The 20,290-nt window shown below is 66.6% G+C and carries 17 protein-coding genes and 1 pseudogene; 8 read left to right on the top strand and 10 right to left on the bottom strand.

Translation table 11 applies throughout. The features are described 5' to 3' along the window. Positions 1–17: 17 nt before the first annotated feature. From lnt to prfA, 4 genes are all read right to left on the bottom strand, one after another. Positions 18–1,598 carry an apolipoprotein N-acyltransferase gene (lnt, locus tag U4960_RS03340; RefSeq protein ID WP_324262194.1) on the bottom strand — a complete coding sequence of 527 codons (1,581 nt, stop codon included), beginning with the start codon at positions 1,596–1,598 and terminating at the stop codon, positions 18–20. 31 nt (positions 1,599–1,629) lie between these two features. Next, positions 1,630–2,541 (bottom strand): DUF4167 domain-containing protein, encoded by a 912-nt coding sequence (locus U4960_RS03335; RefSeq protein WP_324262193.1) that lies wholly within the window; start codon positions 2,539–2,541, stop codon positions 1,630–1,632. Between the two features lie 239 nt (positions 2,542–2,780). Next, positions 2,781–3,608 carry a peptide chain release factor N(5)-glutamine methyltransferase gene (prmC, locus tag U4960_RS03330; protein WP_324262192.1) on the bottom strand — a complete coding sequence of 276 codons (828 nt, stop codon included), beginning with the start codon at positions 3,606–3,608 and terminating at the stop codon, positions 2,781–2,783. Continuing rightward, a complete protein-coding gene (gene prfA / locus U4960_RS03325; protein ID WP_324262191.1) occupies positions 3,605–4,672 on the bottom strand; it encodes a peptide chain release factor 1 in 1,068 nt (355 codons plus the stop codon). The genes prmC and prfA overlap by 4 nt, the downstream gene beginning before the upstream one ends. Before the next feature lie 67 nt (positions 4,673–4,739). Here prfA and U4960_RS03320 point away from each other — a divergent pair. Beyond that, a pseudogene (locus U4960_RS03320) lies at positions 4,740–5,052 on the top strand (GIY-YIG nuclease family protein). Between the two features lie 175 nt (positions 5,053–5,227). On the opposite strand, the gene hisS reads toward U4960_RS03320, so the two are convergent. Continuing rightward, positions 5,228–6,466 carry a histidine--tRNA ligase gene (gene hisS / locus U4960_RS03315; protein ID WP_324262190.1) on the bottom strand — a complete coding sequence of 413 codons (1,239 nt, stop codon included), beginning with the start codon at positions 6,464–6,466 and terminating at the stop codon, positions 5,228–5,230. 109 nt (positions 6,467–6,575) lie between these two features. On the opposite strand from hisS, the gene ppa reads away from it, so the two are divergent. After that, positions 6,576–7,103, top strand: a complete 528-nt coding sequence (gene ppa, locus U4960_RS03310; protein WP_324262189.1) for an inorganic diphosphatase — start codon at positions 6,576–6,578, stop codon at positions 7,101–7,103. A 3-nt stretch (positions 7,104–7,106) separates the two neighbouring features. Here the strand turns inward: ppa and U4960_RS03305 are convergent, their stop codons facing one another. Both U4960_RS03305 and U4960_RS03300 read right to left on the bottom strand, forming a co-directional pair. Then, on the bottom strand, positions 7,107–8,516 hold the full coding sequence (locus tag U4960_RS03305; protein ID WP_324262188.1) for a mechanosensitive ion channel family protein: 1,410 nt from the start codon (positions 8,514–8,516) through the stop codon (positions 7,107–7,109). 38 nt (positions 8,517–8,554) lie between these two features. Next, positions 8,555–8,965 carry a hypothetical protein gene (locus U4960_RS03300; RefSeq protein ID WP_324262187.1) on the bottom strand — a complete coding sequence of 137 codons (411 nt, stop codon included), beginning with the start codon at positions 8,963–8,965 and terminating at the stop codon, positions 8,555–8,557. 203 nt (positions 8,966–9,168) lie between these two features. On the opposite strand from U4960_RS03300, the gene lptB reads away from it, so the two are divergent. The 4 genes from lptB to trmB all read left to right on the top strand — a co-directional run bounded on the left by lptB (position 9,169) and on the right by trmB (position 13,364). Beyond that, entirely contained in the window at positions 9,169–9,948 is a 780-nt protein-coding gene (gene lptB / locus U4960_RS03295) for an LPS export ABC transporter ATP-binding protein (RefSeq protein WP_324262186.1), read from the top strand. A 58-nt stretch (positions 9,949–10,006) separates the two neighbouring features. Further along, positions 10,007–11,467, top strand: a complete 1,461-nt coding sequence (gene rpoN, locus U4960_RS03290; RefSeq protein ID WP_324262185.1) for an RNA polymerase factor sigma-54 — start codon at positions 10,007–10,009, stop codon at positions 11,465–11,467. A 411-nt stretch (positions 11,468–11,878) separates the two neighbouring features. Continuing rightward, entirely contained in the window at positions 11,879–12,574 is a 696-nt protein-coding gene (gene ctrA / locus U4960_RS03285; protein WP_259960391.1) for a response regulator transcription factor CtrA, read from the top strand. 88 nt (positions 12,575–12,662) lie between these two features. After that, positions 12,663–13,364 carry a tRNA (guanine(46)-N(7))-methyltransferase TrmB gene (gene trmB / locus U4960_RS03280; protein WP_324262184.1) on the top strand — a complete coding sequence of 234 codons (702 nt, stop codon included), beginning with the start codon at positions 12,663–12,665 and terminating at the stop codon, positions 13,362–13,364. A gap of 12 nt (positions 13,365–13,376) precedes the next feature. On the opposite strand, the gene U4960_RS03275 is transcribed toward trmB, so the two are convergent. Then, positions 13,377–15,638 (bottom strand): NADP-dependent malic enzyme, encoded by a 2,262-nt coding sequence (locus U4960_RS03275; RefSeq protein WP_324262183.1) that lies wholly within the window; start codon positions 15,636–15,638, stop codon positions 13,377–13,379. A gap of 123 nt (positions 15,639–15,761) precedes the next feature. Here U4960_RS03275 and mutS point away from each other — a divergent pair, with 123 nt between their 5' ends. Both mutS and U4960_RS03265 read left to right on the top strand, forming a co-directional pair. Further along, a complete protein-coding gene (gene mutS / locus U4960_RS03270) occupies positions 15,762–18,365 on the top strand; it encodes a DNA mismatch repair protein MutS (protein ID WP_324262182.1) in 2,604 nt (867 codons plus the stop codon). Positions 18,366–18,391: 26 nt separating this feature from the next. After that, positions 18,392–18,736 (top strand): hypothetical protein, encoded by a 345-nt coding sequence (locus tag U4960_RS03265; protein WP_324262181.1) that lies wholly within the window; start codon positions 18,392–18,394, stop codon positions 18,734–18,736. Positions 18,737–18,750: 14 nt separating this feature from the next. On the opposite strand, the gene U4960_RS03260 is transcribed toward U4960_RS03265, so the two are convergent. Both U4960_RS03260 and U4960_RS03255 read right to left on the bottom strand, forming a co-directional pair. After that, positions 18,751–19,620 (bottom strand): 3-hydroxyacyl-CoA dehydrogenase NAD-binding domain-containing protein, encoded by an 870-nt coding sequence (locus U4960_RS03260; RefSeq protein ID WP_324262180.1) that lies wholly within the window; start codon positions 19,618–19,620, stop codon positions 18,751–18,753. 77 nt (positions 19,621–19,697) lie between these two features. Then, the gene (locus U4960_RS03255; protein ID WP_324262179.1) at positions 19,698–20,282 is read right to left on the bottom strand and encodes a cob(I)yrinic acid a,c-diamide adenosyltransferase; all 585 of its coding nucleotides are present in this window, start codon (positions 20,280–20,282) and stop codon (positions 19,698–19,700) included. Between the last annotated feature and the right edge of the window lie 8 nt (positions 20,283–20,290).

Below are 20,290 nucleotides of genomic sequence, written 5' to 3'. Positions count from 1 at the left end.
TTATGTGTGCCCCGTTGTTAGCGAGAGCGCCGGCGCATGGCAACCGAGGATGCAAACACCGATGCAGCCAGCGCCAGAAAGGCCCAGGCCAGCGGCAAGGCGTTGCCAAGGCGGCTGAACAGCGTCGGCGCCGCGGCAGGCGGGATTACGCCCTCGATCTTCTCGGCCCGATGCATCGGGATATGCTGGCGCACCACGCCCTGTGCATCGATCACTGCGCTGATTCCGGTGGTGGTGGAGCGCAGGACCGGCAGCCCTTCCTCGATGGCCCGCATCCGCGCCTGGGCCAGATGCTGGGGCGGGCCCCAGCTGCCGAACCAGCCATCGTTGGACGGGTTGAACAGATAATCGGGCCGGTTGGCGCGATCAGCCACCTGGCCTGAAAACACGATCTCGTAGCAGATCTGGATCCCGGCCCGGCCATAGGCGCCGAGGTCGAGCGTGCGCGGGCCGGGCCCGGGCCAGAAGTCGATCGTCCCCGCCACCAGCCGGGTCGCGCCGAGCGGCTCGAGCAGCCAGCGCAGGGCGAGGTATTCGCCGTAGGGCACAAGGTGCGCCTTGTCATATCCGCCGACGATCCGCCCGCTGCTGTCGAGCGCGGTTACCGCATTGCGCGCTCCCGCTGCCCGGCCATCGCGGATCTCCAGGTCGACCGCGCCGGTGAGCAGCAGGCTGTTGGGGCCGATGGTGCGGCCGATGCGGAAGCGGGCGAACTTCGGGTCTCCCCCGGCGGTCATCCGGTCATAATAGCGCTGGGGATAGCCATCGCGCAGGTAGTCGGGCACGCCCGATTCGGGCCACAGCACCAGCCGCCGCTCGCGCGGATCGGCGCGCGCGGTGAGCCGCGCGATGCGCTGGAACTGCTCCTCGAACTTGGTCGGATCGTCGAGCTCTTCCTGCCGGATGTCAGGCTGGATCAGGGTATAGGCGAGCGTGCCGTCGCGCTGCTGCGGCGCTGGCAGGTACATGCCGACGGTCATCAAGACGAGAGCCGCCCCGCCCGCAAGCCAGCGGCGCGAGGCCAGAAGATGCCACAGGCCAACCCCGAGCAGCACCGCAAGGCCGGACAAGGCATAAGTGCCCAGCCACGGCAGGAGCGCCGCAAGCCCCGGACGGTCGAACGGGCCGAGCAGGGCCAGCCCGAACGGATCCCATGCATAGCCGGTAAAGACCCAGCTGCGCAGCCATTCGCTGACCGTCCAGGCGCCTGCCGCAAGCAAGGCGAGCGGCAGGCCGGAAGCGGTGCCTTTCCCCAGCCAGCGCACCGCAGCGGCGGCGAGCGCGGGATAGACCGCCAGATAGAGCGCCAGCAGCGGCACCGCGATCCAGCCCAGCCATTGCGGCATTTCAGCCTGGTAGGTGAAAGCGGTCGCGATCCAGTTGTTGGCGAGGGTGAAGTGCGCCACCCCGAACAGCCAGCCAAGCAGGGCGGCCCGGCGGACGCTCTGGGCCCCTGCCGCCAGATGGAACAGGCCCGCCATGCCCAGCAGGGCCAGCGGCCACAGGCCGAGCGGGGGAAACCCGGTTGCCGCAAGCAGCCCGAACAGGAGCGCGGCAAGGCGCGGGTAGCGGCCGATCAGAGCGGGAAGCCGTTCCATTTAGCCGCCCCTCGTCAGCGGTGCGGTACCGTCAGGAATCGACGGTCTCGACCGCACCTTCCGCTGGCCCGTCCGCTTCTCCGCCAGCACGGCGGCGGCGCGGCTTGAGCCGGGGCTTGGCGCCATCGTCATCCTGGCTGGCCGCCTTGATGGATGGCGGCAAGACGGACACATCGAAATCGCCGCCTGCATCCGACTTTGGGGCTTCGGCTTTCGGAGCCCGGGCTGCCCGAGGCGCAGCGGCCGCGCTATCGTCACGGGTGGCATCACGGGTGGCGGCGCGGCGGCGCGGGCGACGCTCGGCCGCTTCGTCAGTGGCAGGTGCCTGTTCGTCACGGGGGCGATCCTCGCTCCGGTTCTCGCGCGGCCGGTCATCGCGGACGCGATCTTCGCGGGGCCGATCTTCACGGGAACGGTCATCGCGAGCACTACGGTCCTGGCGGGCAGGCCGTTCCCGCCGCACAGGCCGGTCATCGCGTGCCGGCCGATCATCGCGCCCGAACGGCGTATCGTCCGCCGAGCCTTCGTCACCTTCGCTGCCGCGCTCGATCGAATCCTGCTCGTCGCGGCGGCCTTGCGGGCGGCGCTGGGCATTGCGGCGGTAGTCGTCACCGCCCTGTTCGCCGGTGTCATCATCGTCGTCGGGTTCGCGCTCGTCACGGCGGGGGCCGCGCGTTTCATCCTGGCGCGCCTTGTTGTCGGCCAGCACCCGGAAATAGTGATCAGCGAACTGCAGATAGTACTCCATCTGCACCCGGTCGCCATTGTGCTGGGCGTCCTGCGCGAGCTTCTTGTACTTATCCAGCATCTGCGGCGCATTGCCGCGCGCACGGCTGTCAATCCGGTTCTGCTGACCCGGATTGCCGCCACCCTGGCTGCGATTGCCGCGCCCGCGGCGGCGATTGTTGTTGCTGTTGTTGTTGCGATTGTTGTTGTTGTTCAAGGAATGCTCTTCCTCTGTATCGGCCGCCCTTCCGGCACCATTGCCCGGCGGCCGCATGACCCCTCGCCGCGACCGCCAGATTTGCAGGTCGCGGTGCCCCATCTGCATATCCTGACAGGCCCTCTGGCCCGGTCGCACGCGCAAATGTTGGAGCTAAGGCCCGGCGGATGGAAAATACCAAGAACCGCTGGCCTTGGGTTGCACTTAACCACTCGAACCCGCTTTGCCAACCCCCCCGCTTACAAAGCCCGCAAAACAAGCGCCCGGGGGCGGCCCGCCAGATCGCGGCGCAGCGCCGCCGACAAGCCGGTGCTGGCCGCAATGGCCGAGACGGCGTCCGCCTGCCGGTGCCCGATCTCGACCACGGCCACCCCGCCCGGGGCCAGCAGGCCCGGCAATTGCGGCACCAGTATGCGATAATCGTCGAGTCCGTCCGGACCGGCAAACAGTGCCCCGGCCGGTTCATGATCGCGCACGTCGGGATCGAGGGCGGCATCGCTTTCGACATAAGGCGGGTTGGCGAGGATCAGGTCGAACCGGCCCATCCCTTCGGCCCAACCGGCCTGCGTCCAATCCGCCGGGAGAAATTGCGCCCGAACCCTCAAACCCAGCGCGTCGGCATTGGCCTGCGCGACCGCCAGTGCCGCAGGCGAACGGTCAATCCCTATCCCTTGCGCCCCGACCAGATGTGCCAGGACGGCCAGCAGCAGCGCGCCCGAACCCGTGCCGCAATCGAGCACCCGGCGCGCACCGGCGTGCTCCGCCAGCGCCGCCTCGACCAGCACCTCGCTGTCCCCGCGCGGGATCAGCACGGCGGGCGAGACGATGAACGGCAGGCCGTAAAACTCCTGATGGCCGGTGATGTAGGCGACCGGTTCGTGCGCTGCGCGCCGTTCGATCAGGGCAACGAGCGTGGCGGGCGCCTCATCGCGCAAATGGCGCAGCAGCAGGTCGGCGCGTGAGACGCCAAGGCAGTGGGCGGCGAGCAGTTCGGCATCGAGCCGGGCCGTATCGCTGGCCCCCGCAAGGCGCTCCGCAGCGGCGCGGATGGCCTCGGCGAGGGTCATTCCTCCATCGCCGCTAGCCGCTTGGCCTCGTCCTCGGCGATCAGCGCGTCGATCAGCTCGCCCAGGGCAGGGCCGGCGAGAATCTCGGGCAGCTTGTGCAGGGTCAGCCCGATGCGGTGGTCGGTCACCCGGCCTTGGGGGAAATTGTAGGTACGGATGCGTTCGGAACGGTCCCCGCTGCCGACCATCGCCTTGCGCGCTTCGGCCTCGGCCCCCTGGGTGGCCTCGCGCTGGGCGTCGTAAAGTCGTGTGCGCAGCACCTGCATCGCCTTTTCCTTGTTCTTGTGCTGGCTGCGGCCGTCCTGACAGGTCACCACCGTACCGGTCGGCAGGTGGGTGATGCGCACCGCGCTGTCAGTGGTGTTGACGTGCTGGCCGCCTGCGCCGCTGGCCCGGTAGACGTCAATCTTCAGGTCCTTGTCCTCGATCTGGACATCGACCTCGTCCGGCTCCGGCAGCACCGCCACGGTCGCCGCGCTGGTGTGGATGCGCCCTCCGCTTTCGGTCACCGGCACGCGCTGGACGCGGTGGACCCCGCTTTCGAACTTCAGCCTGGCGAACACCCCGGTGCCGGTGACGTTGGCCACGATTTCCTTGAAACCGCCGACCTCGCTCGCGTTCATGCTGACCGGCTCGATTGTCCACCCCTGCTCGGCGGCATAGCGTTCGTACATCCGGTAAAGGTCGCCCGCAAACAGAGCGGCTTCGTCTCCGCCGGTGCCGGCGCGGATTTCGAGCATCGCGGGCTTGCTGTCGGCGCTGTCGCGCGGGAGCATGGCGACGGCGAGCTGGCGCTCCAGCTCGGGGAGGGTCGCCCTGATCTGGGCGAGTTCCTCCTCCGCCATCGCCTTCATTTCCGGATCGGCGAGCATGTCGGAGAGCCCCGCCATTTCTTCGCGCGCCGCCTTCACTTGCGCAGCGACCTTCGCCACCGGTTCCAGCTCGGCATAGTCGCGGGAAGCCTGGATGAACGCCGCCCCCTCCAGCGTGCCGCTCGCCATGCGCGCTTCCAGCTCCGCAAAGCGGTGCGCGATCTGGTCAAGGCGTTCGGCGGGAATGGTCATCCGTTCTGGTTCCGTATTCGTCACCCTGAACTTGTTTCAGGGTCTATCGTGCGACAAGCTCTGCAACATGGTGAGAGAGCGACTGCCCTGCGTCTACATCCTGGCGAGCGGGCATTACGGCACGCTCTACATCGGAGTCACGTCCAACCTTGAAACGCGCCTGTGGCAGCACCGCAGTGCTGCCCGGCTTCACCGCTCAGCATGGTGTAAAGCGGCTGGTCTGGTTTGAAATGCATGGCGAGATGGTTTCCGCGATTGCGCGCGAGAAGCAGCTGAAGAACTGGCGCAGGCAATGGAAGATCAACCTTATCGAGATGTCGAATCCGCATTGGGCCGACCTGGCGGTGGGGTTTGGCTTCCCCCCATTGACTCAACCTTAGCGGCCCAATGGACCCTGAAACAAGTTCAGGGTGACGGCTTCGGAGATGGAAAACATGCGTTCCACTTCGCTTCTTCCGTCATGCTGAACCTGTTTCAGCATCCATTCTTCCGTGTCAGGCCAAGGTGCATGAGGAGGGATGGACCCCGGGTCAAGCCCGGGGTGACGAAGCATGGCTAAGTATAAGCCTTGAAGCATGCGAGGGTGACAGGGTTCGGTTCTCCGTCGCACTTGAAGCTGTGAGCCAAGTCTCTTTGCAATGAGACAATCGCGGTTGAGCCACGCTTGACAGCTTTGTCATATCGCTTGCGAGGCGAGCCTTCGGCAATCAATTCGACAACAAGGCCCTGAGCTCTTGCTGCTTGAATAGCCCCGATAGCCTCTGTGATCCTGGAATCATCCTCAACCACGACGATCACGTCGGCAACCGCCTCACCCCGTTCCCCCACCAGCATCGCTAGCCGCTCGATCCCCGCAGCCCAGCCGACCGCAGGCGTCGGCGCACCACCAAGGCTTTCCATCAGCCCGTCGTAGCGCCCGCCGCCAAGGATCGTGCTCTGGCTACCGAGTTTCGAGGCCGCCTCGCTGCCCTCGTCGGGGATGAATTCGAACGCGGTGTGGCGGTAGTAGTCGAGGCCGCGCACCAGGCTTTCCGCGCGCACCCATTTCACCCCGGCCGCGTCCAGCCCGCTGGTGACGGCGTCGAAGAACGCCCGCGCCTCGTCCGTCAGGAAATCATCGATCTTCGGGGCATCGGCGAAGAATTTGCGGTCGCGCGGGTCCTTGCTGTCGAGGATGCGGAGCGGGTTCTTCTCCAGCCGCTCCTGCGAATCCTCGGACAGCTCGCCCTTCACGGCACCGAAATAGTCGATCAGGGCCGCGCGCCACGCTGCCCGGGTGTCGCCGTCGCCGAGCGTGTTGAGGTGCAGCGTCACGCCCTCGATCCCCAGCTCGCGGATCACCTGATCCGCCATCGCCAGCAGCTCTACATCGGCCTGCGGCTCAGCCGCGCCGATGATCTCGGCGTCGATCTGGTGGAACTGGCGGTAGCGGCCCTTCTGCGGGCGTTCGTAGCGGAACAGGGCCCCGTGGGTCGCGACCTTGAGCGGCGCGTGCTGCTGCCAGCCATTCGTCAGGTACGCGCGGGCGATCCCGGCGGTGAATTCCGGGCGCAGGGTCAGGCTTTCGCCGCCGCGATCCTCGAACGAGTACATTTCCTTGGAGACCACGTCGGTCGTCTCGCCGATCGCCCGGCTGAACACCTCGGTCTTTTCGAACACCGGCATTTCGACCCGGCGGAAGCGGTAGAGCTTGCGCACCCGCTCGAAGGTTTCGACCACGAAGGCAAACGCCTCGGCATCGGCGCCGAAGATATCCTGGGTGCCGCGAATGGCTTGCGGAGTGTTTTTCGACATGGCGGGGCGATTAGGCGCTCGGCGCGCGTTGCGCAATTGCGGTGCGTTGTTCGCACTTGCACAAAAGTCTCGGTTGGCAGCGCGCCCCGGCGCCGCTAAGGGCGCGGCCATGGACATCAGCAAGATCCCCGTTGGCGACAACCCGCCCGAGAGCCTCAACGTCATCATCGAGGTGCCCACAGGCGGCGAACCGGTGAAGTACGAATTCGACAAGGCCAGCGGCGCGCTGTTCGTTGACCGGATCCTGCACACCCCGATGCGCTATCCGGCCAACTACGGCTTCGTGCCGCATACGCTGTCGGACGACGGCGATCCGATTGACGCGCTGGTGATCAGCCGCAGCCCGTTCATCCCCGGCTGCGTGGTCCGCGCCCGGCCGATCGGCGTGCTCCACCTCGAAGACGAGCATGGCGGCGACGAGAAGCTGATCTGCGTGCCGGTCGATTCGACCTTCCCGTATTATTCCGATGTCGGCGAGCGCAAGGACCTGCCTTCGATCGTGCTCCAGCAGATCGAGCACTTCTTCACCCACTACAAAGACCTGGAGGCCGAGAAGTGGGTCCGGGTCGGCAAATGGGGCGATGCCGAAGACGCGCGCCGGATGGTCGTGGAAGCGATCGAGCGCGCCCGCGCATGACCGCTATTCGACCGGGCGGCGGGAATCGAGCAGGTCATCCGCCTGTTCGGCCGGGTTGCGCCGTTCCTGCTCCACCATCTCGGCAATTTCCCGCTCCGGCCTGACGTCGGGCGGTCCGGCAGCAGACGGTGCCGTGCGGTCTGGCGGCGGCCGACTCGCAGCAGGTTCATCGCTCTGGCGCACGGTGGCGGGGCGTCCCAAGGCCAGCGGATCGCTCCGCCCGTCAAAGCGCAGGCGATAGATCGGCTCCGGCAGGGCGAAACCGGCCTCTTCCAGCGCCTGCTTGACCGCCGCAATCGCCAGGCTGCGCGATTTGAACCAGTCGGCTTCGCGCTGGTCGATCCAGGCGAGGTACTGGATCACGATGTTGGAATCGCCGACCTGCCGGATCCGCCCCGCCGGTTCGGGCTGGTCGAGCACGAAATCGAGCCCCGCCAGCACCCGTGCCCCCAGCGTCATCGCGGCGCGCGGATCGTCATCGGCATCGATCCCCAGCTCGAAATCGAACCGGCGCTGCGGATTGCGGGTATAGTTGAGGATCACCGCCTTGAAGACCTGGCCGTTGGGGATGCGCAGATGGTTGCCGTCCAGCGTCATAAGGATGGTCGCACGGCTGGTCAGGCGGATGACGCGACCTTCGAGATCGCCGATCCGGACATGATCGTTGGCCCGGAACGGCTGGCGCAGGCTGAGCATCAGCGAGGCGACGTAGTTCTCGATCGTGTCCCGCATGGCAAAGCCCAGTGCCACGCCGACCAGCCCCGCTCCGCCCAGCACCGCGCCCAGCAAGGTCCCTGCCCCCAGAATGTCGAGCGCGATCACCAGACCCAGCGTGACGAAGACGAACCGGATCGCGCTGGCGACTATTTCCGCGAGGAAGGCGTTGGGCGTGATCCGCCGCCAGAGTCCGCCAAGGCCCGCCAGAAAATACCCGAGGCCGGCAATCAGCAGCGCCACCAGCGCGGCGATCCCGACCAGCGGCAGCAGGGCGATCCAGCGCTCCACCCTGTCCGACAGGTCGCCCAGCGCACCGAGCCCGCGTTCCACCGAGGTATCGCGCTCAAGGGCGTTCTCGATCGTCACCACGCCCTGAATCCGGCCGACGATGTTCGCGGCCCGGTCGATGTCCGCTTCACCCGGAACCACGCCGGACAGCGTCACCACGCCGCCCCGCACGTCCGCCTCGACTTGCCGGAACGCGGGAAGCTCGCTGAAGATGCCTTCGATCCGCTGCTCGATCCGGCGGTCCTCGCCGCCATCGCGGTCCTGCGCGATGGCCTGGGTCTCTCCGGCCGGTTCGGTTTCAGGCGCGGCGCCGCCCCCCGGGATCACGGCATGGGCGGGCGGAGACGCAAGCAGGGCCAGCGCCGCTGCTGCCAGCAGCGCCATGAGTGTCTGGAAAACCGCGCGCATGGCAGACAAGCGCACGGGGCAAGGGGTGGTTCCGCCGGTCAGGCGGCCAGCGCGATCATGCCCTTGAGCAGCGCGGTGATGCCCACCGGCAGGCCAATCGCCAGCAGCCACACCTTGATCTGGTCACGGCGATAGGCTGCGGCATAAGCAGGATCGTGAGCCTGCGCATCACTCAGGGCCGACCAGCGGTGCTCGAACCGGCGCCACAGCGGGATCACCCCGAACACCAGCACCACCAGAGCTGCCAGCGCCAGCATCTTGGCCCCGGTCTGCTGGATTGCCCCGACAGTGACGAAAATGTGCAGGCCGGTGTAGGCCAGCAGCGAATAGGCAACCGTGTCGCTCATGCCCTTGCGCCAGTCTTTTGACTGGCTGGTGCCCTGCGACTGGCTGGTGCCCTGCGACTGGCTGGCCTGTGCCTCGACGGTGTGATCGAGTGCCTTGTTCATGGGCCTCTCCTGTTCTCTCCGACTCGGAGTATTCCACGCATCCGCAGGCGTGGCAAGGGCAGTAACCAACCGCGCGATAGGGCCGCATCTGCCCGCGCCGCTGGTCGAAGCCGGTCGGGGTTATGCAGGAATCCTGCCAGTTTCGAGACCATTTCGGGACAAGAGGCCTTTTCAGGGCTTGCCCGGGTGCTAGATGTGCCCCGATGAGCACGACCGCACCCGCCGATCCAAACGCCGCGCCAGCCCCGGCCACCCTGCCCCAGGGCGGGCTGGAGGTCATCTCGATTGCCAAGAGTTATGACAAGACGGCAGTGCTGACCGATATTTCGCTTACCGTCGCCAAGGGCGAGGTGCTCGGTCTGCTCGGCCCCAACGGGGCAGGAAAGACGACCTGCTTCTATTCGATCATGGGCCTGGTCCGCCCCGATTCCGGCCGCATCCTGATGGACGGCGAGGACGTGACCAACCTGCCGATGTATCGCCGCGCGATCCTGGGCCTGGGCTACCTGCCGCAGGAAACCAGCATCTTCCGCGGCATGACGGTGGAGCAGAACATCAATTCGGTGCTCGAAATGGTCGAGCCGGACAAGGCCACCCGCGCCACCGAGCTGGAGCGCCTGCTTGACGAGTTCGGCCTGACCCGCCTGCGCACCAGCCCGGCCATGGCGCTGTCCGGGGGCGAGCGGCGCCGGTGCGAGATCGCCCGCGCGCTGGCCGCCAGCCCCTCGATCATGCTGCTGGACGAACCGTTCGCCGGGATCGACCCGCTCTCCATCAGCGACATCCGCGATCTGGTCAAAGACCTCAAGCGGCGCGGCATCGGGGTGCTGATCACTGACCACAACGTGCGCGAAACGCTCGATATCGTGGACCGTGCCTGCATCATCTACGGCGGCCAGGTGCTGTTCGCCGGCAGCCCGCAGGATCTGGTGGCGGACGAGAACGTGCGGCGGCTCTACCTGGGTGAGGGCTTCACGTTGTGATGAGGTCTCCCAGCCTCGCGGCTGGGGCGCAGCGCCCGAGCGTCAGCGAGCAAGGATAATGGCTCTCGGCCCACGCCTGGACCTGCGCCAGTCGCAATCGCTGGTGATGACACCGCAGTTGCAGCAGGCAATCAAGCTGCTGGCGCTGTCCAACCTGGAAATCGAGGCCTTCATCGGCGAGGCGCTGGAAGCCAATCCCCTGCTCGAAGCGGGCGAGGTATCGCGCGAGGCGGGCGAAGAACCGCCCCCCGCGCCGGATGAACCCAGTGCCGATCTGGCCATCGGTGACGACAGCGCACTCGATATCGCGCCCGAAACGCTCGACCGCGACCGCGACACCGGTGATGGCGAACTTGGGGGCGAATGGGGCTCTGCGCTGTCATCCGGCGGCGGGGACGACCTGCCCGGCATCGACGAACGCGGCGCGGCTGCCCCCAGCCTGGCGGATCACCTCGAAGCGCAAGTGGGCGCGGTGGCCGGCGATGGCCGCGAGGCAGCGATTGCGCGCCACCTGATCGGCCAGCTCGACGAGGCCGGCTATCTAACCGTGCCCTTGCGCGAAGTGGCGGACGAACTCGGCATTCCCCTGGCCGAGGCCGAGCGCGCGCTGCGGATCATCCAGTCGCTCGATCCCACCGGCGTCGGCGCGCGGTCGCTGTCGGAATGCCTCGCGCTCCAGGCGCAGGAGGCGGACCGGTATGACCCGTGCATGGCGCGGCTGATCGAAAACCTCGACCTCGTCGCGCGCGGCGAGTTCGCCCGGCTCAAGCGGATGTGCGATGTCGACGACGAGGATTTCGCCGACATGCTGGCCGAGCTGCGTGGCTATGATCCCAAGCCCGGCCTGGCCTTCGGGGGCAGCGAGCAGGCGCCGGTCACCCCCGATATCCTGCTCCATGCCGCCGCCGATGGCGGGTGGGACATCCGCATCAACGAGGCGACCCTGCCGCGCCTCGTCATCAACCGGGAATACTATGTCGAACTGCGCCAGGGCTGCACCGACAAGGCCAGCAAGGCCTGGCTGGGTGACAAGCTGACCGATGCCAACTGGCTGATCAAGGCGCTGGACCAGCGCCAGAAGACCATCCTCAAGACCGCGGCCGAAATCGTCAAGCAGCAGGACGGGTTCTTTCGCCGGGGCGTCTCCGAACTGCGCCCGCTCACCCTGCGGACCGTGGCCGAAGCGATTGGGATGCACGAAAGCACGGTCAGCCGCGTCACCAGCAACAAGTACCTGCACTGCGACCGCGGCACGTTCGAGCTGAAGTACTTCTTCACCAGCGGGGTGGGCGGCGGCGCGGACGGCGAAGGCGCCAGCGCCGCGACGGTCAAAGCCCGCATCCGCGCCCTGTGCGACGCCGAGGACCCGGCGAAGATCCTCAGCGACGATACCCTGGTGGACCTGCTGAAAGCCGAAGGCTTCGATCTGGCCCGGCGCACGGTGGCGAAATACCGCGAGGCAATCGGGATCGGCTCCTCCGTGCAGCGCCGACGGCAGAAGAAGCTGGCGGGGATGTGACGGGCGATCGCGACGGCGTAGCCCTTGCCGCAGCCACACCATTTTCCCGCACGCCCGGATTTTCCTACACACTGCGCTTCTGCTAGTTTCAAGCTTCGGACTTGCGAAACGCCTTGGCCGCGCATCATGGGGGTGGGGCCACCGATGGAAGGAGCATCGAGGAAATCTCATGAATATTCATTAATTTCAAGAGGATCGATCAATCTGCCCAGCTTGACACGGTGTCACCTTCGTCAAGCAGGTGTCACGCATCCGGCAGTGGCCCGCTGTTGCCGCAAAGACTCAGCCATAAAACGGCAAGCGCGTTTACGGCGCGTTAACCTTTCTCGTTCAGATGTTTTGTGGTTAATCGCAGGCAACACCCCCTAACGGGGCGTTACCGCACGAGGTTCGGGGCAAAGGGGGATACCCATGCGTGTACTGTTGATCGAAGACGAGCCGACCACGGCCAAGGCGATCGAGCTCATGCTCACTACCGAAGGTTTCAACGTCTACTCGACCGATCTGGGCGAAGAGGGTTTGGACCTTGGCAAGCTCTACGATTACGACATCATCCTGCTCGACCTCAACCTGCCCGACATGCACGGGTATGACGTGCTCAAGAAGCTGCGCGTCGCCAAGGTGCAGACGCCGGTGCTGATCCTGTCGGGCATCAGCGAGATGGATTCGAAGATCCGCAGCTTCGGCTTCGGCGCTGACGATTACGTGACCAAGCCGTTCCACCGCGAGGAACTGGTTGCCCGGATCCACGCCGTGGTGCGCCGCTCCAAGGGCCATAGCCAGTCGGTCATCCGCACTGGCAAGCTGGCGGTAAACCTTGATGCCAAGACGGTCGAAGTCGATGGTGCGCGGGTCCACCTGACCGGCAAGGAATATGCCATGCTGGAGCTGCTTTCACTCCGCAAGGGTACCACGCTGACCAAGGAAATGTTCCTCAACCACCTCTACGGCGGGATGGACGAACCTGAACTCAAGATCATCGACGTGTTCATCTGCAAGCTGCGCAAGAAGCTGAGCCATGCCTGCGGCGGCGAGAACTACATCGAGACCGTCTGGGGCCGCGGCTACGTGCTGCGCGATCCGGGCGAAGAGGCGGAAGCCGCCTGACTATATCCAATCTGTTCTGATCAGTCTGTTTGGGACGGGAGATGCGCCCGGGGTGGAAACACCCCGGGCGTTTTCCTATGGGCGCCCCATGACAGCGTTCAAAGAAGGCGACCCGACCACGCTCAACCGGCTCTATGGCCGCAGCCAGGGCAAGCCGCTGCGCGCCGGGCAGCAGGAGCTGATCGACAAGCTGCTGCCGCAGATTGCCGTGCCAGCCGAGGGGCCGGTGACGGCGGAGCGGCTGTTCGGGCACGACCGGCCGCTCCATTTCGAGATCGGCTTCGGCGGCGGCGAGCATCTGGCCTACCGCGCCGACCTGCTGCCCGACCACGGCTTCATCGGGGCCGAGCCGTTCGTCAACGGCGTGGCCCAGGCGCTGGTCCATGTCCGCGATGGTCGGCTGGCCAATGTCCGCCTGCACTGGGGCGATGCGCTGGAAGTGCTGGCGCGCATTCCCGATGGCAGCCTGTCGATGCTCTACCTGCTCCACCCCGACCCCTGGCCCAAGGCCAAGCACGCCAAGCGGCGGATGATGAATGACGGGCCGGTCAGGCTGTTCGCCGCCAAGCTGAAACCGGGCGGGGAGTTCCGCTTCGGCACCGACCATGCCGTCTATCTGCGCCACGCGTTGATGGTGATGCAGCGCCATGACGACCTGTTCGAATGGCAGGTCAAGGGCCGGGAAAGCTGGGAGAACCGTCCTTCCGGATGGTGCGAGACGCGCTACGAACACAAGGCCCGCACCGTGTACGGGCACGAGGTCTGGTACTTTCGCTATCGGCGGCGCTAGGCCTCCGCGAGCCTAGCCCACCACCCCAGCACCCGCCAGCACCGCCAGCGTCAGGATGTCGGGCGCAATCGCGGTCATCGGCGCAATCTGGACCGGCTTTTCCATCCCGATCAGCATCGGCCCGATGGTGGCATTACCGGCCAGTTCGCGCAGCAGCTTGGCCGAAAGGTTGGCCGATTGCAGGCCCGGCATGATCAGCACGTTGGCCGGGGCCGACAGGCGGCTGAACGGATAGAGCGCCATGACCTTGGGGTTGAGCGCGGCATCGGGCGCCATTTCCCCTTCGTATTCGAAGTCCGGCTTCTGCGCGTCGAGGATCGCCACCGCTTCGCGGATATTGCCCAGCCACTGGCCCGGCGGGTTGCCGAAGGTCGAATAGGACAGGAAGGCAACGCGCGGCTCATGGCCCATGCGGCGCGCCACGGCCGCAGTTTCGGTGGCGATATGCGCCAGCTGCTCCGCCGTAGGCCGTTCGTTGATGGTGGTGTCAGCCAGGAACGTGGTGTGGTTCTTGCCGATCATCATGTGGATGCCGAACGGCACCGATCCGGGCTTGGGATCGAGCACCCGGTTCACCTCTCGCGCGGTCTGGGCGAAGGTCCGGGTCAAACCGCTGATCAGCGCATCCCCGTGGCCCAGCGCAACCAGCAGGGCGGCAAAGACATTGCGTTCCTGATTGACCATCCGGCGCACATCGCGCTGGGTATAGCCTTTGCGCTTCAGGCGGTCGTAGAGATACTCGACCATGGCCGGCACCAGCGGGCTGTCAGCCGAGTTCTGGATTTCGAATGTGCCGGGATCGGACACGCCGAGCCCGTGCAGCTTGTCGAGCACCCGCTTGGTCCGCCCGACCAGGATCGGGGTGCCGTAGCCGAAATCGCGATACTGGATGGCGGCGCGCAGGACCACGTCCTCCTCCGCCTCGGCAAACACCACCCGGCCGGGATTGGCGCGCGCCAGTTCGTAGGCATTGGTCAGCACCGAAGTGGTCGGGTTGAGGCGTGACTTGAGCGAATGGCGATAGGCGTCGAAATCGGCAATCGGCGCACGGGCCACACCGCTGTCCATCGCGGCCTTCGCCACCGCCGAGGAGACGACCTCGATCAGGCGCGGATCGAACGGCGCGGGGATGATGTAGTCGGTGCCGAACTTGTGGTTCTTGCCGTAAGCCGCTGCCACTTCGTCCGGCACACGTTCGCGCGCCAGCTCGGCAATCGCGCGGGCCGCGGCAACCTTCATTTCCTCGTTGATGGTGGTCGCCTGGACATCGAGCGCGCCGCGGAAGATGAACGGGAAGCCGAGGACATTGTTGACCTGGTTGGGAAAGTCGCTCCGGCCCGTGGCAACGATCGCATCGGGCCGGACCAGCTTGGCCTCGTCGGGCATGATTTCCGGCACCGGGTTCGCCATCGCGAAGATGATCGGCTTGTCGGCCATCTTCGCCACCCATTCCGGCTTGAGCGCCCCGGCGGCACTGAGGCCAAGGAAGATGTCGGCGCCGACCAGCGCTTCTTCCAGGCTGGTTGCTGCGGTGTCGACCGCGTGGGCGCTTTTCCACTGGTCAAGATCGGGCCGGTCGCGGGTGATCGGCCCGGTCCGGTCGCACATGATCACATTGTCGTGACGCACGCCCATCGCCTTCATCAGCGCCGTGCAGGCAATCGCCGCCGCACCTGCGCCATTCACCACCACCTTGACGTCCTTGAAGTCGCGCCCGGTGATGTGGCAGGCATTGAGCAGCCCGGCTGCGGAAATGATCGCGGTGCCGTGCTGGTCATCGTGCATGACCGGTATGTTCATCCGCTCGCGCAGGGCGGCCTCGATGATGAAGCACTCGGGCGCCTTGATGTCTTCGAGGTTGATCCCGCCAAAGGTCGGCTCCATCAGTGCCACTGCATTGATGAAGGCCTCGGGATCCTCGGTATCGAGCTCGATGTCGATGGAATCGACGTCGGCGAAGCGCTTGAACAGCACTGCCTTGCCTTCCATCACCGGCTTGGATGCCAGGGCTCCCAGATTACCCAGGCCGAGGATGGCGGTGCCGTTCGAAATGACCGCGACCAGGTTGGCTTTCGCCGTATACCGCGCGGCCAGCGACGGGTCGGCCGCAATCGCCTCGACCGGGGCAGCCACACCGGGCGAATAGGCCAGGCTCAGGTCGCGCTGGGTCGCCATCGGCTTGGAGGCGATGATCTCGATCTTACCCGGCCGGATGGTCTCGTGATAGAACAACGCCTCGCGCGCGGTGAAACTGGAATTCTTTTCGTCGGCCACGTGCGATGCCCCTCAATGCCTCGTCCGATGCTTCGCTTAGCGGACCGGTCTGCACGGCGATAGGGGAAAGGCGACAGGCGACCCTTCCCGAATCGCCACGCCAGCGCCTAGGTCGGTGGCCAGATGTCCGCCAGGCCAACCCCGATGATGGAGCAGTATCACGCGCTCAAGCGTGAGGCGGGCGACTGCCTGCTGTTCTACCGCATGGGTGATTTCTTCGAACTCTTCTTCGACGATGCACGCCAGGCCGCAGGGATCCTCGACATTGCCCTGACCAGCCGCGGCGAGCACGGGGGTGAAGCGGTGCCGATGTGCGGGGTGCCGGTCCATGCGGCGGAAGGCTATCTCGCCCGCCTGATCCGCGCCGGGTGCCGGGTGGCAATCGCGGAGCAGGTCGAAACACCCGAAGAGGCGAAACGGCGCGGCGGGTCGAAGGCACTGGTCCGTCGTGACATCGTGCGGTTCGTGACTGCTGGCACCCTGACCGAAGAAACCCTGCTCGAACCGCGCCGCGCGAATGTGCTGGCGGGCCTGTGCGAAATGCGCGGGGCGGTCGGGATTGCCTCGATTGACGTCTCGACCGGCCGGATGGAACTGGAAGAGTGCCCGCCCGATGGCGCAGGTGCGGCCCTCGCCCGCCTCGCGCCGTCCGAGGTGGTCTGCCCGGAAGGGTGGGACAATGCCCCTGACGGGGCGATTGGCCGACCCCGTAGCAATTTCGCCAGCGAGGAAGGAGAAGGCGCGCTCAGGCGGGTCCACGGGGTGGCGACGCTGGACGGCTTCGGCAGCTTCACCCGCGCCATGCTGGCGGCGGCCGGAGGACTGATCGCTTACCTCGACCATGTCGGACGGGGCACGCTGCCGCTGCTGCTGCCACCGGTTGCGCGAGGCGGGGACAGTCTGCTGGCAATGGACGAAGCGACCCGGACCAGCCTGGAGATCGTCGACAGCCAGCATGGCGGGCGGGCCGGCAGCCTGCTCGGCGCAGTCGACCGCTGCGTGACGGCGGCAGGCGCACGGCAACTGGCGCAGGACCTCTCCGCCCCGCTGACTGACCGCAGCGCGGTCGAGGCGCGGCTGGCGCTGGTGGCGTTCTTCCATGGCGACCCGATCCTGCGGGCTGACCTGCGCACTGTCATGCGCGCCCTGCCCGACATCGGCCGCGCTCTGGGGCGGGTGGTCGCCGGGCGAGGCTCGCCGCGCGACCTGGGCCAGGTGCGCGATGGTCTCGGCCAGGCGCGGCGCATCCGCGATGCCCTGGCAGGGCAGGCGGACCGGCCAGAACTGCTCACGGGACTGCTGCCCGCGCTCGGCGGGCATGGCGCGCTGGTGGACTGGCTCGAGCGGGCCCTCGTCCCCACGCCGCCAACCGAACGCCAGCAGGGCGGCTACATCGCGGGCGGCTACGATGCTGCGCTGGACGAACTGCGCCAGGTTTCGGGCAATGCCCGCCGCGCCATCGCCGCGCTCGAAGCGCGCTACCGGGCCGAGACCGGCATTGCCGCACTCAAGATCCGCCACAACGGCGTGCTGGGTTACTTCATCGAGGTCCCCAGCCGTCACGCGGACGGTCTGATGGCAGCGGACAGCGGCTTTACCCACCGCCAGACCATGGCCAGCGCAGTGCGATTCAATTCGCTCCAGTTGCACGAGGAGGCCAGCCGCATCGCCGAAGCGGGCGGCCATGCTCTGGCAGCTGAAGAGGCCCACTTCGAGGAGCTCTGCAGTGCAGTGGTGACGAGCCGCGAGGCCATCGCCCACACGGCCGAGGCGCTCGCCCGGCTCGACGTTGCGTCAGGGCAGGCCGAACGCGCGGCCGAGGGTGACTGGTGCCGACCGGACATCGTCGAGCAACCCTGCCTCGCGATCACTGGCGGGCGTCATCCGGTGGTGGAAACGGCGCTGGCCAAGGCGGGCGAGCGGTTCGTTGCCAACGATTGCACGCTCGGCCCGGATAACCGCCTGTGGCTGATCGGCGGGCCGAACATGGGCGGCAAGTCGACTTTCCTGCGCCAGAATGCGTTGATCGTGCTCCTGGCCCAGGCCGGGTGCTTCGTGCCCGCCCGGTCCGCCAAAATCGGCCTGGTCGATCGGCTCTTCAGCCGGGTCGGTGCCTCCGACAACCTGGCGCGCGGACGATCGACCTTCATGGTCGAAATGGTCGAAACCGCCGCCATCCTGTCACAGGCGACCGAACGCAGCTTCGTCATCCTCGACGAGGTCGGGCGCGGCACTTCGACCTACGACGGGCTGGCACTGGCCTGGGCGGTGGCCGAGGCGGTGCATGAGACCAACCGGTGCCGCTGCCTGTTCGCCACCCACTACCACGAACTCGCGCGGCTCGCCGAGACCTGCGATGCGCTGTCGCTCCACCATGTCCGGGCGCGCGAATGGAAGGGCGATCTGGTGCTCCTGCACGAGCTGGCCGATGGCCCTGCCGATCGCAGCTACGGGCTGGCCGTGGCGCGGCTCGCAGGCGTCCCGGCACCGGTGGTGGCCCGGGCCAAGGCCGTGCTCGACAAGCTGGAGAAAGGCCGGGCCGAAACCGGGGGTCTCGCCGCAGGCCTTGGCGACCTGCCCCTGTTTGCCGCCGCCAGCGCCCAGCCCGAGCCGCAGCGCGACGCCGTGCGCGAGGAACTTCAGGCGCTCGATGTTGACGCCCTGAGCCCGCGCGAGGCGCTCGACCTGCTCTACCGTTTCAAACGCACGGCCGCTACCGATCCTTAACTACGCCACGGTTAGGGTTGCGGGCCATGTATCGCCACCTGTTCCGCAACCGCTGGATCGCCCTGGGCTTCGTTGCCCTGTCGGCCGCCAGTGCCGCCAGCCTGGTCGGAACCGAGGAGGGCGGCGGCATGATCGATGAGGCCACTGCCCAGCTCAACGGCCAGAAGGCCGAATTCGAACAACAGGCTGCCGATCTCGCCAAACCGACCCGCAGCCACACCGTGATCGAACTGGACGATTCCGGCTTTGCGGAAGACGACGACCTGGTCGATCAGGGCACCGGGCTGGAGCCGGAGCCCGATCCGGGCGAAGGGTTCGATCCCGCGCCGATGCTCGACCCGGTTCCGGCCGAGCCTTCCCCCATCGAATAGTCCGGCCCAATACCCTAGCGGGTGGGGACCGGAACTTCGTTCGAGTAGTCGTAGAACCCGCGCCCGGTCTTGCGGCCAAGCCAGCCAGCCTCGACATATTTCACCAGCAGCGGCGCGGGGCGATACTTGCTGTCACCGGTGGTGTCGTAGAGCACCTTGATGATCTCGAAACAGGTGTCGAGCCCCACGAAATCGGCCAGCTGGAGCGGGCCCATCGGGTGGTTGAGGCCGAGGCGGCAGCCCTTGTCGATATCCTCGATATTGGCAGTCGACTGGCCGAGCACGAAGATCGCCTCGTTGATCATCGGCAGGAGGATGCGATTGACCACGAAGCCGGGCTCGTCCTGGCTCAGCACCACTTCCTTGCCCAGCCCTTCGGCAAACGCCACCACCCGGTCCGTGGTTTCCTGCGCGGTGGCGAGGCCCGGAATGACCTCGATCAGGCCCATGACCGGTACCGGATTGAAGAAGTGCAGCCCGATGAAGCGCGCCGCATCGGGCGAGAAATTGGCCATCCGGGTAATCGGGATCGAGCTGGTGTTGCTGGCCATGATAGCGCCCTGTGACAGGACCTTGCCGGCGGCCTCGAAGATCGACTGCTTGACCGTTTCGCGCTCGGTCGCTGCCTCGATGATCAGGTCGGCGTCCGCCATCGGCTCGTAGCTGCCGATCGGGGTAATGCGGGCCAGCGCGGCCTCCGCATCCTCGATTGCGATCTTGCCCCGGCCGACCAGCTTGCCGAGCGCCTTGTCGATCCCCGCCCGCGCCTTTTCGGCCACGGCAAGGTCGACATCTGCCAGGAGGACCGGAATCCCGTGCTGGGCGACAGTCTGGGCAATGCCGGAGCCCATCTGCCCGGCCCCGATCACGGCGACTTTCTGCATTGCACCATCCCTTCGCATTTGCAGCAAAGCGCGCCTGTTAGCGAGGGTCGGGCTGCATGGCTAGAGCGGAGCGGTTTCTAGCGGCTCGCCCCTGGCACCCATTTGACATCGCTGCGCCCGTCATCGTTGAGGACCCGGGCCAGGACAAACAGGTAATCGGACAGGCGGTTGATATAGGCGGCAGCCACGGGATTGACCGGCTCGGCTTCAGCCAGCGCGGTGACGGCCCGTTCCGCACGCCGGGCGATGGCGCGGGCGAGATGGGTATGCCCGGCCGCCACGCTGCCGCCGGGCAGGATGAAGCTGGTCAGCGGCTCCAGCCTTTCGTTGAGATCGTCGATCTGCTGCTCGAGCCACTCGACCTGTTGCGGCACGACCCGCAGCACCATGTCGGACGGGGTGAAATCCACTCCCCCCAGCGCGCCGAGGGGGGTCGCCAGATCGGCGCCAAGGTCGAACATATCGTTCTGGATGCGCTGGAGGGCGGCGGTGAGGCTGTCCTGCGCGATCACGGCGGCGGCCACCCCGATGGCGCTGTTGGCTTCGTCCACCTCACCAATCGCGGCGATCCGCAGCGAATGCTTGGCCGTGCGCGAGCCATCGACCAGGCCAGTGGTGCCCTGGTCCCCGGTGCGGGTGTAGATGCGGTTGAGCTTGACCATGCAGCGCG

It is taken from the genome of Altererythrobacter sp. H2 (assembly GCF_035319885.1).
In the GTDB taxonomy this organism is placed as follows: Bacteria; Pseudomonadota; Alphaproteobacteria; order Sphingomonadales; family Sphingomonadaceae; genus 34-65-8.
This window is presented reverse-complemented; position numbering and strand designations above follow the sequence as displayed.

What these genes read in the sequence shown, in the direction of transcription:
- lnt (WP_324262194.1), bottom strand. Translation starts at nt 1,598, where the DNA reads ATGGAACGGCTTCCCGCTCTGATCGGCCGCTACCCGCGCCTTGCCGCG.
- ctrA (WP_259960391.1), top strand. Translation starts at nt 11,879, where the DNA reads ATGCGTGTACTGTTGATCGAAGACGAGCCGACCACGGCCAAGGCGATC.
- rpoN (WP_324262185.1), top strand. Translation starts at nt 10,007, where the DNA reads ATGGCTCTCGGCCCACGCCTGGACCTGCGCCAGTCGCAATCGCTGGTG.
- U4960_RS03305 (WP_324262188.1), bottom strand. Translation starts at nt 8,516, where the DNA reads ATGCGCGCGGTTTTCCAGACACTCATGGCGCTGCTGGCAGCAGCGGCG.
- U4960_RS03255 (WP_324262179.1), bottom strand. Translation starts at nt 20,282, where the DNA reads ATGGTCAAGCTCAACCGCATCTACACCCGCACCGGGGACCAGGGCACC.
- U4960_RS03265 (WP_324262181.1), top strand. Translation starts at nt 18,392, where the DNA reads ATGTATCGCCACCTGTTCCGCAACCGCTGGATCGCCCTGGGCTTCGTT.
- mutS (WP_324262182.1), top strand. Translation starts at nt 15,762, where the DNA reads ATGTCCGCCAGGCCAACCCCGATGATGGAGCAGTATCACGCGCTCAAG.
- trmB (WP_324262184.1), top strand. Translation starts at nt 12,663, where the DNA reads ATGACAGCGTTCAAAGAAGGCGACCCGACCACGCTCAACCGGCTCTAT.
- prfA (WP_324262191.1), bottom strand. Translation starts at nt 4,672, where the DNA reads ATGACCATTCCCGCCGAACGCCTTGACCAGATCGCGCACCGCTTTGCG.
- hisS (WP_324262190.1), bottom strand. Translation starts at nt 6,466, where the DNA reads ATGTCGAAAAACACTCCGCAAGCCATTCGCGGCACCCAGGATATCTTC.
- ppa (WP_324262189.1), top strand. Translation starts at nt 6,576, where the DNA reads ATGGACATCAGCAAGATCCCCGTTGGCGACAACCCGCCCGAGAGCCTC.
- prmC (WP_324262192.1), bottom strand. Translation starts at nt 3,608, where the DNA reads ATGACCCTCGCCGAGGCCATCCGCGCCGCTGCGGAGCGCCTTGCGGGG.
- lptB (WP_324262186.1), top strand. Translation starts at nt 9,169, where the DNA reads ATGAGCACGACCGCACCCGCCGATCCAAACGCCGCGCCAGCCCCGGCC.
- U4960_RS03300 (WP_324262187.1), bottom strand. Translation starts at nt 8,965, where the DNA reads ATGAACAAGGCACTCGATCACACCGTCGAGGCACAGGCCAGCCAGTCG.
- U4960_RS03260 (WP_324262180.1), bottom strand. Translation starts at nt 19,620, where the DNA reads ATGCAGAAAGTCGCCGTGATCGGGGCCGGGCAGATGGGCTCCGGCATT.